At 73.7% G+C, this 15,430-nt stretch carries 7 protein-coding genes; 3 read left to right on the plus strand and 4 right to left on the minus strand.

Going from position 1 to position 15,430, the window contains the following annotated elements:
* Positions 1 to 28: 28 nt before the first annotated feature.
* Together H5V45_RS00960 and H5V45_RS00965 are read right to left on the minus strand one after the other, a co-directional pair.
* Positions 29 to 1,243, minus strand: coding sequence for an acyl-CoA dehydrogenase family protein (locus H5V45_RS00960; RefSeq protein WP_185251205.1), 1,215 nt, complete (start codon positions 1,241 to 1,243; stop codon positions 29 to 31).
* Entirely contained in the window at positions 1,243 to 2,607 is a 1,365-nt protein-coding gene (locus H5V45_RS00965) for an acyl-CoA dehydrogenase family protein (protein ID WP_185251206.1), read from the minus strand. Before H5V45_RS00965 ends, H5V45_RS00960 begins: the two co-directional genes overlap by 1 nt.
* 151 nt (positions 2,608 to 2,758) lie before the next feature.
* Here H5V45_RS00965 and def point away from each other — a divergent pair, with 151 nt between their 5' ends.
* Genes def through H5V45_RS00980 form a run of 3 tightly spaced genes read left to right on the plus strand, consistent with a single transcriptional unit; the run spans position 2,759 to position 4,298 of the window.
* On the plus strand, positions 2,759 to 3,343 hold the full coding sequence (gene def / locus H5V45_RS00970) for a peptide deformylase (RefSeq protein WP_185251207.1): 585 nt from the start codon (positions 2,759 to 2,761) through the stop codon (positions 3,341 to 3,343).
* Complete coding sequence (locus H5V45_RS21615; protein WP_185251208.1) at positions 3,340 to 3,885, plus strand: GNAT family N-acetyltransferase; 546 nt, start codon at positions 3,340 to 3,342, stop codon at positions 3,883 to 3,885. Before def ends, H5V45_RS21615 begins: the two co-directional genes overlap by 4 nt.
* The gene (locus H5V45_RS00980; RefSeq protein WP_185251209.1) at positions 3,882 to 4,298 is read left to right on the plus strand and encodes a DUF3592 domain-containing protein; all 417 of its coding nucleotides are present in this window, start codon (positions 3,882 to 3,884) and stop codon (positions 4,296 to 4,298) included. The genes H5V45_RS21615 and H5V45_RS00980 overlap by 4 nt, the downstream gene beginning before the upstream one ends.
* Here the strand turns inward: H5V45_RS00980 and H5V45_RS00985 are convergent.
* Both H5V45_RS00985 and H5V45_RS00990 read right to left on the minus strand, forming a co-directional pair.
* Entirely contained in the window at positions 4,295 to 4,888 is a 594-nt protein-coding gene (locus H5V45_RS00985) for a hypothetical protein (RefSeq protein ID WP_185251210.1), read from the minus strand. The two genes, H5V45_RS00980 and H5V45_RS00985, sit on opposite strands and share 4 nt — an antisense overlap.
* Positions 4,889 to 4,919: 31 nt before the next feature.
* Positions 4,920 to 15,392 carry an Ig-like domain repeat protein gene (locus H5V45_RS00990; protein ID WP_185251211.1) on the minus strand — a complete coding sequence of 3,491 codons (10,473 nt, stop codon included), beginning with the start codon at positions 15,390 to 15,392 and terminating at the stop codon, positions 4,920 to 4,922.
* Positions 15,393 to 15,430: the final 38 nt, after the last annotated feature.

Consider the following 15,430-nt stretch of genomic DNA (forward strand, 5'->3'; position numbering starts at 1 on the left):
GGTCACCCGACCCGTCGGTCGGAGGGGGCTACTTCAGCTCGGCGCTCGAGAGGCCGAGGACCCGGCGGGCCACGATCAGCTGCTGGATCTGCTGGGTGCCCTCGAAGATGTCGAGGATCTTGGAGTCGCGCGACCACTTCTCGAGGAGCTCGGCCTCGCTGTAGCCGATGGAGCCGGCGAGCTCCACGCACGACAGCGTGATGTCCGAGCCGACCCGGCCGGCCTTCGCCTTGGCCATCGAGGCCTCGAGCGAGTTCGGCTGGCGGTTGTCGGCCATCCACGCCGCCTGCAGCATGAGCAGGTGCGCGGCCTCCCAGTCGGCCTCCATCTGGAGGAACTTGGCGGCCGCCGCCGACTGGACGACCGCGGGACGGTCGTAGTCGATGACGACGCCCGCGTCCTCGAGGAGCTCGCGGGTGAGGTCGAGCGACGCCTTGGCGCAGCCGACGGCCATCGCGGCCACCAGCGGCCGGGTGTTGTCGAAGGTCGCCATCGCACCGGCGAAGCCCTGCTTCACGTCGACCTCGGGCGAGCCCATGAGGTTCTCGGCCGGCACCCGGCAGTTCTCGAAGATGATCGTCGCGGTGTCGGAGGCCCGGATGCCGAGCTTGTGCTCGAGCCGGTCCACCCGCATGCCGGGCGTGCCCTTCGGCACCACGAACGACTTGATCGCGGCGCGACCCAGGTCGCGGTCGAGCGTCGCCCACACCACGATGTGGTCGGCCCGGTCGCCGGAGGTGACGTAGATCTTCTCGCCGTTGAGGACGTAGTGGTCGCCGTCCAGCGTGGCGGTCGTCTTGATGTTGGCGGAGTCCGACCCGGTGCCGGGCTCGGTGATCGCCATGCCGGCCCACACGCCGGCGAAGCGCTCGGACTGCTCGTCGTTCGCGACCGACGCGATGGCCGAGTTGCCGAGGCCCTGGCGGGGCATCGAGAGCAGCAGCCCCACGTCGCCCCAGCACATCTGCTCGATCGACATGACCGAGGCGAGGTTGGCGCCGTTCTTGACGCCCGCCTTCTCCTCGGGCTTCTCGTCACGGCGTACGCCGGCAGCCCCCGCGCCCTCGGCCGCGCCGGACTCGGAGAGCCCGTCGATCATGGCCGCGAGCATGTCGAGCTCCTTGGGGTACTCGTGCTCGGCGCGGTCGTACTTGCGCGAGATCGGCCGCAGTATGTTCATCGCGACCTGGTGGGCCTGGGAGGCCAGCGGGCGGAACTTCTTGGGATCGTCGAGGTTGATCATCAGACCAGAACACTTCCTTCCATGACGCCGACGGCCCGCAGGTCGCGGTACCACCGCTCCACCGGGTGCTCCTTGACGAAGCCGTGGCCACCGAGCAGCTGGACGCCGTCGAGGCCGATCTGCATGCCCTTGCTCGCGCAGAGGTTGCGGGCGAGCGCGACCTCGCGGGAGAAGTCCTTGCCCGCGGCGGCGCGGGCGGCCGCCTTGTAGGTCAGCAGCCGCATCGACTGCAGCTCGATCGCGATGTTGGCGACCATGAACGCCACCGACTGGCGGTGGGCGATCGGCTCGCCGAACGCCTCGCGCTCCTTGACGTACGGCGTCACGTAGTCGAGCACGGCCTGGCCGGTGCCCACGGCGAGCGCGCACCAGGCGAGACGGGCGAGCCGGACGCACTCGACGTACGTCGTGCCGTCGGTGGCGCCGAGCACGGCGTCCTCCGGGACGACGACGCCGTCGAGGGTGATCTTCGTGAGCGACGCCGCGCGGATGCCCATGGCGGGGTCGCCCTCGACGCTGAGGCCGTCGGCCGACGACTCGACGAGGAAGAGCACCGGCTGACCGTCGAGCATCGCGCCGACGACGAGCAGCTCGGCCTCGGCGCCGCGCACGACCAGCGACTTCACGCCGTTGAGGACGTAGCCGTCGTCGGTGCGCTCGGCCGTGGTGCCCGGGCTCAGCACGTCGAAGAGAACGGTCGGCTCGGTGAGCGCCAGTGCGGCGGCCGGCACGTCGTCGCCCGTGAACGCCGGGAGGTAGGTCTGCTGCTGCGCGTCGGTGCCCCAGAGGCCGATCGCGGTGGCGACCGAGCCGGGAGCGAGGGCCGCGACGGCGAGGCCCATGTCGCCCTTCGCGAGGGCCTCGGCCACGAGGGTGCCGGCCATCGCCGAGCGCTCCTCGGAGATGCCCCCCAGCGACTCCGGGACGCCGAGGATCGGCAGGCCGATCTCCAGGCTGGCCTTGAGGAGGTCCTCGGGCGCGGTGCAGGTCTCGTTGGCGTCGGCGGCGGCCGGGCGGACCACCTCGTCGGCGAACTCGGTCACCACGTCGACGAGCATCTGCTCGTCCTCGGTGGGCGTGAGGTCGAAGACGCCCTTCGGGGCCGCGGCCGGCACGCGGACGCCGGGCTTGCCCTTCTTGCCGGCCTTCGCGAAGGTCCGGCTCGCGGTCGTGACGGTCTGGAAGCCGTTGCGGGTGACGGTGAAGACGGCCTGCTCCGCCTGCTTGCGCAGGCCGATGCGGTCGATCAGGTCGCTCTGGGCGACCCGGCTGAGCGCGGCGACGGCGTACCCGATCGGGTCGCGCGCCTCCTTCGACGTCAGGCCGTGCTTGCCACCGGGCTTGAGGCTCTTGGTCAGGGACATGCAGTCAATGTAACTCGGAGTTACACTCGGCGCTACAGCAGTCGCCGTGTGTCGGGTCACACCAGCGCTCCCGGCGGTTCCGGCGCTGGCTCTTCGGTCGTCGGGCGCTGGCTTTTCGGTGGTCGAGCCTGTCGAGACCTAGGATCCGCACATGCCCGACGACGCACCCCTGGCGCCCCACGGACCGCTCCCGACGGGCGGCTCCGTCCGCCCGATGACGCGCTGGGGCGAGGCCGTCATGCACCGCCCGCAGCAGCTCGTGACGGCGTACGACGACGCGCTCGCCGCGCTGGTCGCCGACATGGTCGCCACGATGTACGCCGCCGACGGGGTCGGCCTCGCGGCCTGCCAGATCGGTGTGGACCAGGCCGTCTTCGTCTTCGACTGCCCCGACGAGAGCGGCACCCGGACGGTCGGCGTCGTCTGCAACCCGGTCCTGACGCTCCCCGAGGTCGGCGACCGCAACCTCGACGACAGCGACGAGGGCTGCCTGTCGTTCCCCGGCGCCTTCGTGGAGTGCGCGCGGCCGGACTTCGCGTCGGTGACCGGCACCGGCGTCGACGGCTCCCCGGTCTCCTTCTCCGGCGACGGGATGCTCGCCCGCTGCCTCCAGCACGAGACCGACCACACGCTCGGCACCGTCTTCGGGGACCGCCTCCCGACCAAGCTGCGCAAGAAGCTGCAGAAGCAGCACGACAAGGCGGTCGACGACTACCCGTCCGGCTGGCCGGCGTGAGCGACCCGACCCGGCCCCGCGTCCGCATCGTCCAGCTGGACCCGGCCACGCTGCAGGCGCTGTCGGAGGGTGACCTCGAGCGGGCGCAGGCGACGGCCCCGGTGCTGCTGAGCGCCTACCTCGTCGCGGCCGAGAGCATCGGCACCTGGCGCTTCCGGGCCAAGCAGGCCGTCGAGACCCCGCAGGACCTGCCCTGGATCACCGGGGTGCTGTGGGACGAGACGGGCGGGCAGGCGGTCGGCAAGGCCGGCTTCCACGCCGCGCCCGACGCCGACGGCATGGTGGAGATCGGGTACGCCGTCGACCCGGCGTTCCGGCGGCAGGGGTTCGCCCGCGCCGCCCTCGAGCTCCTCCTCGACCGCGCGCGCCGCGAGCCGGAGGCCCGCGTCCTGCGGGCGACCGTCGCCCCGGCGAACGCCGCGTCGCTGGCGCTCGTCCACCAGTACCCCTTCCTCGAGACCGGCGAGCAGTGGGACGACGAGGACGGGCTCGAGATCATCTACGAGCTGCCCGTCGACGGCCCGGGGCCGACGGCCCCGTGAAGGCCGTGGGCTGCGCGGTCCTCGTGGTGGTGCTGGCGGCCGGGGGGTTCTTCGGGCTCGCGGCCTGGTTGGTCGTCCGCGGGGACGACCAGAGCGGGCTGACCCAGCGGGTCGAGGCGACGGTCCTGGATCCGCGCGAGGTCGGGACCGGGACCGGCAGCGGCTACCGCTTCGCCTACGCCTACGAGGTCGACGGCCAGTGGTACGGCTACGACCGCTACGTCGTCAACGAGCGCGTGTGGACGCCCGGTGACCCGGTCTCGGTCTGCGTCGACCCCGACGACCCCCACCGGCACGTCGTGTCCCTGGTGCGGCCCTGCGGACAGGAGCGCACCGACGGGAACTTCGTCAAGGAGGCCACCCCGCGGCCCGCCCCGGAGTCACGGGACCAGCCCGCCGCCCGGCAGCCCTAGACGAGCGCCTCTCCCCCACCCGCCGCCAGCGACGACGCGACGACCCGCAGGTGCTCGGCCGCGAGGTCGTCCGGCAGCGGCGGCAGCACGTCGTTCCAGAAGGCCAGCATCGCGCCCCGACCCTGCATCATCCCGGCCGGCCGCCCGAGGGCCCACAGGTGGAAGTGCTCCGACCCGTCGCCCCAGCGGGCGAAGTGCGTGCGCGCCACCCCCGGGATCGCCTTGACCGCGACGCTCAGCCGCTGCATCAGCGGCCCGAGCGAGGCCAGCACCTCGAGCGGCGCGTCGTCGAGGCGGCAGTGCTCGTTCGGCGCCAGCCCGCCGATGTAGGGGATGCCCATGGGCTCGAAGCCGGCGTTGACGTGCCACACGGCGTCGCGCCAGATGGTGAACTCCGACGGCCGGCAGTGCCCGCACTCCGACCTGTCCAGCTCCCCCGCCCGCGGCGCCTCGGGCACCAGCATCGGCTCGAGCGGTCGGAGCGTGACCTCCTCGAAGCACGACAGCCGGTCGTCGACCAGGGGTGCGCCGGACAGGCGCTCCCCGATCGGCATCAGGCGGTGGAAGGGGGAGTCGGCTGCCTCGCTCATGGCGACACCGTACGACGCGGCAGCCGACCCCCTACTTCACCCTGGTGCTGGCCGTGGCCGACGACGTCGAGGTCGTCGCGTTGCCGAGGTAGGAGGCCGTGAGCTTGAGCTTGCCCTTGGCCAGCTTCGGCAGCTTGAAGGACGCCGCGCCGGACTTCAGCGTGAGCGTGACCTTCTTGGCGCCGTACGTCAGGACCACCTGGCCGGTGGCGCCGGTGGCGCCGCGCAGCACCTTGATCCGCACGACCGGGCGGGTGCCCTTCTTGGCGGTCTTCGGTGCCGTGAGGGTGGTCTTCGACGCCACGACCGGAGCCGGGACGGTGAGGGCGAGCGGCGACGAGGACGACGACGCCACGTCCGGGGTCTGGTCGAAGACCGCCTGGTAGGAGTGGTTGCCGGACGCGACCCCCGTCAGCACCAGGGTGCCGCGACCGGCCACCAGCTGCACGGTGCCCACGGGCGTCCCGCCGTCGAGCACGCGGACCGCGCCCACGGGCACCGTCCCGTCCAGGCCGGACACCGTCGTCTCCAGCGTCACCGTCGAGCCGCTGCGCGAGCCCGTGAGCGCCGTGCTGGTCGCCGTGCGCTCGACGGTCGCCGTCACCGGCTCCGAGACCGACGCGGCGTACGACGCGGGCGCGGCCGGCACGAACGTGGCGGTGTAGTGGTGCTGGCCCGCGGTGACCGCGTCGAGCACGAGCCGCCCGGTGCCGCCGGGGCCGACCGGGACGGACCCGATCACGACACCGTCGTCACTGAGCTGCAGCGCGCCCTCGGGTGCCCCCGTCGGCGAGGTGACGGTGCCCGTCAGGGTGACCGTGCGGCGCACCACGTCGGCCACCAGCGTCGTGCTGGTGGTGGCCGTCGACGGCACCGTCGGCACGGTGATCTCGCGCGTCGGCGAGGCCGAGCCGCGGAAGGTCCCGGTCGGGTCGGAGTACGACGCGGTGTAGCGGTGGGCGCCCGGCGACAGGTTCGTCAGCGCCAGGACGGCGTGGCCGTCCACGAGCGCGACCGCGCCGACCTCGGCGCCGTCCTCGAGCACCGCGACGGTCCCACCCGGGACGCCGTCGGGACTGGTGACGTCGATCGTGAGGACCACGGAGTCCGAGCTCCGTTCGGCGGTCATCGACGTCGTGGTCGCACTGGGCAGCATCGCGACACCACGGACGGGCGAGGACGACGAGGAGTGGATCGCCGGGTCCGTCGCGGCGAAGCTCGCCGAGAGCGGGTGGGTCCCGCTGGTAACCTGCGTCAGCGTCGCACTCGCCTCGCCACCGGTCAGCGGCGCGGTCGCCACGACCACGTCACCGTCCCGGAAGGTCACGAGTCCGGTGGGCGACCCGAGCGGCGAGGACACGTGGCCGGTGAGCACCAGCGACCGCCCCACCTGCTGGGCGTCCAGCGACGTGGTGGTGCCGGACGGGGCGACCGTCACCGACCTGGACGCGGAGGACGAGGGCTCGAACCGGTCGCCGGCGGGGACGTACCGCGCCGTGTAGGTGTGCCCGCCACCCACGACGTCGGTCAGCACGCCGGAGGCGTTGCCGGCGCCGAGGGTCGCCTCGGCGACCACCGCACCGCCCTCGCGGAACTGCACGGTCCCTCCGGGGGCAGCGAAGCCCCAGGCGGCCACGACGCTGGCCTGCAGCAGGACCTGGCTGCCGCTGCTGGAGACGGTCAGGACCGTCGCGGTCGCGGTCGCGGGCGCGACGACGTCCTGCGGCGCCGACTGCGAGGGCTCGAACGCCCCCGCGTCGGCGGGGACGAACCGGGCCGTGTAGCGGTGGGTGCCGACGCTGACGTCCGCGACGGACCAGTCGAGCTCGCCGTAGGACGCGGGGTAGGACGCCAGGACCTGGTCACCGTCGAGGACCTGGAGGTGGCCCTCCGGGAAGCCGTCCTCGGCGGAGACCGTTGCGTGCAGGCTGACGTAGCGGTTCTCGTCGATCGTGGCCTGGAGCGTCGTGGTGGTGGGGACGGCGACGGACGCCACCGTCACGGTCTCGACCGGCGAGGTCGACTCGGCGTGGACCGGCCCCTCGGGCAGGAACCGGGCGGAGTAGTGGTGCTCCCCCGTCGAGACGTGGGTGAGCACGGTGCCGGCCGTGCCCGACGTCAGCGGGACCGTGTCGAACGGGTAGCCGTCCTCCAGGAGCTCGACCTGACCCGACGCGGTGCCGGAGGCCGCGGACACGGTGGCCGTCAGGGTCACCGTGCGGCGGTCGGCGGAGCCGGTCAGCTGCGTCGTGGTGGCGACCCGGTCGACGGTCACGGTGCGGTCGCCGGTGCTGGAGCCGGCGTACGTCGCGGAGTCGGCCGGGACGAAGGTCGCCCGGTAGGTGTGCTCACCCGGCACGACGTCGCTCAGGACGACGGCGGCCGACGCGTCGCCGGCGTCCAGCGTGTCGAGCAGGTCGTCGCCCTCGAAGACCCGCACCGAGCCGGTCACGGTGCCGGAGTCGACGGTGACGACCGGGGCGAGGGTGACGGTGCGCCCGTCCACGCTCGGGTCGAGCGTCGTCGTCGAGACGATCGGCGCCACCGTGACGGACCCGACCGAGGAGGTCGAGCCGAGGTACGTCCCACCGGTGGGGACGTACGTCGCGGTGTACACGTGGTCGCCCGGCTCGACGCCCGTGAGGGTCAGCGAGGCGGCACCGTCGCTCAACGGGACCGTGTCGAGGAGCTGCGCCCCCTCGCGCAGCTCGACGGCGCCGGGCGGCGTGCCGTCGGCCGACGTGACGTCGACGCCGAGCGTGACCGTGCGGACGTCGACCGACGTCGTGAGCCCGGTCTGCGTGGCGACCCGCTCGACGGTCACGGACCGCTCCGCGGAGCTCGAGGTGGCCCAGTCGGTCGCGCTGGAGGCGTACGACGCGGTGTAGGTGTGCGTGCCGGGGTGGACCCCCGTCAGGACGAGACCGGCAGCGCCTTCGACCAGGTCGGCCGACCCGACGGGCTCGCCGCCCTCGAGGAACGTCACCGTCCCTGCAGGCGTGCCGTCGGCACTGGTGACGACGGCGCCCAGGGCGACGACGCGGCCCTCGACCTCGGCGGTGAGCGACGTGGCCGTGTCCACCACCCCGACCGCGACGGTCTCCACGGGCGATGTCGACCCGACGTGACGGCCGCCGCTGGGGAGGAACACCGCACGGTAGGTGTGCGTGCCGACGCTGACGCCCGGGATCTCGAGCACGGCGGTGCCGTCGGTGAGCGTCACGGTCCCGACGTACGAGCCGTCCTCGGTGAACTCGACGTCGCCCTGGAGGCCACCGAGGCTGCTGGCCGGCGTGGCGGTCAGCGTCACGGTGCGACCTCGGACGCTCGAGGCCAGACCGGTGGTCGTGGCCACCCGGTCGACGAAGCCCCCGCGCACGTCCGACGCCGAGCCCCGGTGGACGGTGGCGTCGGCAGGCACGAAGGTGGCCAGGTAGGCGTGGTCGCCGGGCTCGACCTCATCGAGGACGACGGTGACCGCACCGTCCACGACGTCGCCGGCGCCGACCGGCTGGCCGTCGTCGGTGAAGAGCACTCGACCGACCGCGGGGTCGCCCACGGAGACCACCGAGGCGTCCAGCGTCACGGTGCGTCCGGAGACGTCGACCGCGAGGTCGGTGGTGGTCACCAGGGTGGCCACGGTCGCGGAGCGCGCCGGCGAGGTGGAGCCGGCGTAGGTCGCCCCGGACGGCACGAAGGTGGCGGTGTACGTCGACGTGCCCGGACGGACACCCGTGAGCTCCTTCGACGCCGCCCCGGCGACCAGCGGGACGGTCGCGAGCACGGTGTCGCCCCGGCGCAGGACGAGGTCGCCCGTGGGCGTGCCGTCGGAGGACGACACCGACCCGGCCAGCGTGACGACCTGCCCGGCCACGGTGACGGCGAGGTCCGTGGTGGTGGCGACCTTCTCGACCACGACGGTCCGGACCTCGGACAGCGACCCGGCGAAGCGCGTGCCGGACGGCACGTACGTCGCGCGGTAGGCGTGCACGCCGGGCAGGACGCCCGTCAGCACCGTGGTGGCCTCGCCCTGGGTCAGCGGCACCGTGGCGAGCAGCTCGTCGCCGTCCCGCAGCTCGATCGCGCCGGTCGGGGTCTCGGACCCGGCCGCGGAGGCGGCCGTGAGCGTGACGGTGCGTCCGGTGAGCGAGGCGGTCAGCGACGTCGTCGTGGCGAGGCGCGCCACCGTGACGGTCCGGGCCGGCGACGCCGAGCCCGCGTGCACGTCCCCGCTCGGGACGAAGGTCGCGGTGTAGGTGTGCTCGCCCGGGTCCACGTCGCCCAGGGTCAGGGCGGCGGTGTCCCCCGCCAGCGGCACGGTGCCGAGCACCTGGTCGCCCTCGCGCAGGACGACATTGCCCGTTGGGGTGCCCGTCGCCGTGGCGACGGTGGCCACCAGCTCCACGGCACGGCCGGTGGTGGTGGCCGTCAGTGCGGTGGTCGTGGCGACCCGGTCCACCGCGACCGAGCGCACCGGGGACAGCGACCCGGCGTAGAAGGTGCCGGACGGCACGAACGTGGCCCGGTAGTCGTGGGCGCCGGGAGTCACGCCGGTGAGCGTGAGCACGGCGGCACCGTCGGCCAGCGGCACGGACCCCAGGAGCTCGGTGCCGTCGCGGAGCTCGACCTCACCGGTCAGCGGAGCCTCGCCGGACGATGCCGGCGTCGCCGTGAGCGTCACGGATCGTCCGTCGACGACGACCGACAGTGCCGTCGTCGTCGCCACCCTGGCCACCGTGACGGTGCGCTCCGGCGAGGAGGACGGGGCGTGGACAGGCCCGGTCGGGTCGAACGTCGCGGTGTAGGCGTGGTCCCCGGGGACCACGCCGGTCAGGACCAGGACGGCGGTGCCACCGGTCGCCGCGACGGTGCCGAGGACGGTAGAGCCCTCGCGGAAGGTCACCGGGCCGGTGGGGGTGCCGGACGCCGAGGTCGGCGTGGCCGTGAGCGTCACGGTCCGGCCGTCGGCGGCAGCGAGCAGTGTCGTCGTCGTCGCCACCCGCTCGACCGTCACGGTGCGCGGTGCGGAGGAGGAGCCGTCGTACGTCGTACCGGTCGGGACGAGCACGGCCGTGTAGGTGTGCTCGCCGGGCACGACGCCCGACAGCGTGAAGGACGCCGTGGAGCCGTCGAGCGGCGCGGTGTCGAGGACCGTGTCACCCTCGCGGAGCTCCACGCTGCCCGTCGGAACGCCCGCGTCACCGCGCACGGTGGCCGTGAGGCTCACGGTGCGGCCGTCGACGACGGTCGCGAGGTCGGTCGTGGAGGCCAGGCGTGCCACGGAGACGGTGCGCGTCGGCGAGACCGAGCCGGCGAACGAGACCGCGTCGACCGGTACGAAGGTGGCGGTGTAGGCGTGCTCGCCCGGCAGGACGCCGGTGAAGGTCCAGGCCACCCGGCCGAAGGTGACGGGGGCGGAGTCCAGCAGCGTCGCCCCGTCGCGGAGCTCGACCGAGCCGATCGGCGCGCCCCCGTCGGCCGTGACGACGGCCTCGAGGGAGACGGTCCGGCCGTCCTTCGTGACGCTGAGGTCGGTGCTCGAGGGGTACCTGACCGTGACGGTCCGCTCCGGCGAGGTCGAGGGCGCGTGGACGGGACCGGTGGGGTCGAAGCTCGCCCGGTAGGTGTGCGCACCGGGCGTGACGTCGGTGAGCGTGAGGACCGCCGTGGCCCCGGTCGGCGTGACGACGCCGAGCACGGTGTCGCCCTCGCGGAAGGTGACCGGGCCGCTGGGCGAGCCCGAGTCGGAGCCCGGGGTGGCGGTCAGGGTGACGGAGCGTCCCTCCACGGTGACGTCGAGGCCGGTCGCGGTGGCGACCCGGTCGACGGTGACAGTCTGCTCGCCGGAGGTGGAGCCGGCGTACGTCGTGCCCGAGGGGAGGAAGACGGCGGTGTAGCTGTGGGCGCCCGGCACGACGTCCGGGACCGCCAGGACGGCGGTGGCGCCGTTGAGCGGGGCACTGCCGACGACCACGTCGCCCTCGCGGAACTCGACGGTGCCGGCGAGCACCCCGGCCGCGGTGGTGGGCGTCGCGGTCAGGGTCACGGTGCGCGCGCTGACCGCGGCCGTCAGGCCGGTGGCCGTGGCCACCCGGGCGATCGACACGGTGCGCGTGGGCGACGTCGACCCGGCGTACGACGTGCCGTCCGTCGGCACGAAGGTGACGGCGTAGGCGTGGTCGCCGGGCGTCACCTCGCTGAGGGTCCAGGAGCCGGCTCCGGCGGTGACGGGCGTCGACCCGAGCAGCGTGCCGCTGTCGCGGAGCTCCAGGGTGCCGGCGGGCGAGCCGCCGTCGGTGCTGACGGTCGCGTCGAGGCTCACCGTGCGACCGGACGCGGTCGCCGCGAGCTCCGTGGTCGACGTGACGCGGACGGTGACCGAGCGCGTCGGCGACGTCGAGGTGGCGTGCGAGGTGCTGCCGGGCACGAACGTCGCGGTGTAGCCGTGCGCGCCGGGGTCGACGCCGGTGAGCGTGAGGGCACTGCCGAGCGGTCGCGTGCCGACGAGCGTGGCTCCCTCACGGAACTCGACGGATCCGTCCAGGGTGCCGTCGGTGGTGCTCGGCGTGGCCGTGAGCGTGACGGTGCGGCCACTGACCTCCGCCGTCAGGGCGGTGGCCGTGGCGGTCGCGAGGACGCTCACGGTTCGCGCGGCCGAGACCGAGCCGGCGTACGACGTCGGGACGGTCGGCACGAAGGTGGCGGTGTAGTCGTGGTCGCCCGTGGCGACGGCCGGCAGCACCGTGCTGGCGGTCCCGCCGGAGACCGGGACGGTCGCGAGGAGCGTCGTGCCCTCGCGGACCTCGACGATGCCGGCGGGGCTCCCGCCGTCGGCCGTGACGGTGGCGACGAGCGTGACCCGGTGGTGGTCGACGCTGGCCCCCAGCGCGGTCGCGGTCGGCGTGGCCTGCACGCTCACCGTGCGCGTGGGCGAGGTCGACGGGGCCTGGCGCAGGTCGTCCGCCGGGACGAAGGACGCCGTGTAGGCGTGCTCGCCCGCCGGGACGTCGGTGAGCGTCTGGGCGGCGGCGCCGCCCACCAGGGCGACGGTCCCGACGAGGGCGCCGCGGTCGCGCAGCTGGACCGTGCCCGCCGAGGCGGGCGCCACGGAGGTCTGCAGCGTCACGGTGCGACCACTGACGGTGACGTCGAGGCTGGTGCTGGTGGGGGTCGCGGCGACGTCCAGGGCCAGGTCGGCGGACTGCGACCCGGCGAAGCGGGTCGGGTCGGCCGGGACGTGCTGGGCGCTGAAGTGGTGGGTGCCCCGGGTCAGGTCCGTGAGGGTGAGTCGGGCGGTCGAGGCCACCAGCGGGGCCGATCCGACGACCGTGGTGCCGTCGAGGACCTGGACGGTGCCGGACGGGGTGCCGGACGCGGCGGTCACGGCGACGTCGAGGGTCGCGGTCCGCCCGGACACCTGGCCGGAGAGGGTGGTCGTGGTCGCGGTCGGGGGCGGCGGGGCGTCGACCGTGACGCTGCGCGCCGGCGAGGTGGAGGCGGCGTACCGGTTGGTGTCGGTCGGGACGAAGGTCGCGGTGTAGCTGTGCGCACCCGGCGTGACGCCCGTGAGGGTCAGGCCGGCAGCGCCGCCGGTGACGCTCGCGGTGCCGACGAGGGTGGCGTCGTCGCGGAACTCGACGGTGCCGGTCGCGGTGCCCGCCGTGACCGCGACGGTGCTGCTCAGCTGGACGCTCTGGGCGTTCGGCGTCGCGGTCAGCGTCGTGGTGCTGGGCGTGGCGGCGATCGACCGCACGACGGAGGCCTGCGACCCGGCGTAGAGCGTGCTGTCGTCCGGCACGAACTTCGCCGAGAAGGTGTGGTCGCCCTTCAGGAGGTCCGTGACGGTGAGGCTCGGGGCGTTGCTGCTCCCGTAGATGTCTCCGTAGCCGAGCAGGACGGACCCGTCCCGGAACTCGACGTAGCCCGTCGGCTGCCCGATGGTCGAGGTGACCGTGCTCGTCAGCGTCGCCGAGCGCCCGCTGGTGCTCACCGCGAGGGCGGAGGTCGTGGGGCGGGCGCCGGTGTCGGTGCCGGTCCAGGTGAGCCCGAACTGCCCGACGCCGGCGGCGAACGTGCGGTAGCCGTCGACGGCGATCGCGTAGGTCACGCCCGCGGCGGCTTCGAAGGTCACCGAGGCCAGGTGGCCCCCGGACGGCGTCTCGTCGTTCGTCGCGATCGTGGAGAAGCCGCTGAGATCGCCGTAGTAGACGCCGAGGGTGGTGTCGCGGCCGGTGACCGTGGAGGTGGTGGAGAAGGTGGCCGGACCGCTGGCCGGAGCGGTCCAGGAGTACCACAGCGACGCGCCGCCGGCGCCGGTCCGGGTGGCCGCGGGCGTGGGGTCGCCCGGCTCGGCCGAGGACTCGAGGTTGGTCCCCGTCACGGTGCCGCTGACCCCCGGCAGGGTGGTGCGTCCGGCGAAGGCGTCGTTCGCGGGGCGGTCCGGCACGACGACGGTCACCGTGACGACCGGACCGCGGCCGGCCTGCGACACCGCCGCGACCCCGAGCGTGTGCACGCCGGGCGTCAGACCGGTGATCCCGACGGCCGTCCACTGCGTGCCGCCGAGGTACCGGCTGTCGGCGAAGATGTCGTACGACGAGACGGGGTAGCTGCCGGCGGCCGCCGGCGCGGAGTAGCTGAGCACCCCGGACTGCCCCAGGCTGTCCCAGCTGCCCGTGACGGCCTGCGGTGCTCCCGGCTTGACGATCCCCGAGGCGGTGGTGGCCGAGACGGTCGCCGTCGTGCCGGGGCCGCGGGCGTTGAGCGCCGTGATCTTGAAGGTGTACGCCGTCGAGGCGGCCAGGCCGCTCCACGTGTAGGACGTCGTGCCGGCCGGGAGCTGCACGGCGGTGTCGTCGTCGCCCGTGCGGGTGACGACGTAGCCGGTGACCGGACTGGAGCCGGGGCTCGTCGGCGCAGCCCAGGCGAGCGCGACGGTCGCCGCGGTCGCGTCCGGGGTGGCCGTCACGCTGGTCGGTGCGGTCGGCGTGCCCGTGGGCGCCGCGCCGTTGCAGCCGGTCACGGACATCGTGTAGGCGCCGATCGAGCCGTAGTCGTCATAGCCGTCGCCGGCCCAGGTGCCGTTGCCCACGCCGTCGACCGAGGCGTAGAAGGTGCCGCTGAGGGCCTTCGTCACCGAGGCGCTCATGCCGACCGCGTTGCTCACGTCGGTCTGCGCCGAGGCGGGGTCCGCGCTCGCGACCTCGTTGCCGGCGGCGTCGAGGATGCGGAGCTTGACGTCGAGGTCCGCGAAGGTGCCGATGGTGTTGGCAGCCACCGTCACCGTGCCGGTGCAGGTGCCGAGGAGGTAGGTGTCCACGTCGTTGCGGGTGGCGACGTACGCCGTCCCGCTGGGCAGCGGGGCCGCAGCGACGATGCTCGGCCCGGTCTCGTCGGCGCGCAGGCCGAGGACACCCCGGATGATCGCGAGGTCGTCCTCCTGGTTGTTGGCGGCGGTGTAGTCGCCCTTGCTCCACTGGCTGACCGGGTGCGAGTAGCCGACGCCCATGATCGGCGCCCAGACGCCGTGGCCGGCGTCGTAGCCCTGAGTGGCGTTGCCGTCGTGGGACAGGCCCAGGTTGTGCCCGACCTCGTGGCTCGCCGCCTCGGCGATGTTCTTGGGCGAGTTGCCGAGCAGCTGCGGGAAGATCCAGGCCGGCTGGTGGTAGCCGTAGCCGTCGCCCCCGGCGCTGTCCACGAAGTTGAAGACGCCGAGGTAGGCGACGCCACCGCAGCTCGACGAGCAGATGGCCTGGGCCGCCGCTGTGCTGGGGGTGATGAGGACGTGCGAGCCGTAGACCTGGTCCCCGGCCGAGGAGCGGTTGATGGCGGCGGGTCCCGGGTCGGCCGTCGTGACGTCGACGTCGAACGCCGCGTAGTCCTCGGCCACCGAGGACCACACCGTCTGGATGCTGGTCAGCTCGTTCGTGTCGAAGCCCGGGGTGTTGTTCGGGTCCCAGGCCGGCTGGGTCACCGGCACGGTCGGGTAGGTCGTGTGCCACTGAGTGCCGCTGGCGCTCCCGCCGTCGAAGTCGAGGTAGATGGTGCGCTGCGCGCCGGGCTTGCTGTGCAGCTGGAAGGTCTGGTCGAGCGGTGCACTGGCCTCGACCGGGTCCTTCGCCGGCGCCAGGGCAGGCTCGTCCTTGAAGAAGACGGCACCCTCGGGGTCGAGCCAGGCGGTCCGGTCCGACAGCAGCAGGTCGACCAGCGCGTCGGTCGTGGTGTCGTTGAGCGCTGCGGCCTCGTCCACCTGGTCGCCGAGGAGACGGATGGCGGTGGCGCCCCGGACAGCGCGCGGCAGGTCGACCTGCCGCTGCTCCTCGCGCTGGGACCGGGAGACCCGCGTCAGGTCGGGCGTCGCGACCGCCGTCCCGGCCTGCGTCGTGCGCTGCTGGGTCGCCGGGCGGGCCCCGGGCTCCGCCGAGCTGCCGGTGGCAGCCAGGACCGAGAGGACGAGGGACAGCGAAACGATGGCGCCGAGACGGCTGCCCGTCTGACGACGCACGTGGGCTCCTTGGTGAGAGGGCTAGACATTCGCACGCC

It is taken from the genome of Nocardioides luti, from assembly GCF_014212315.1.
Taxonomy (GTDB): Bacteria; Actinomycetota; Actinomycetes; order Propionibacteriales; family Nocardioidaceae; genus Nocardioides; species Nocardioides luti.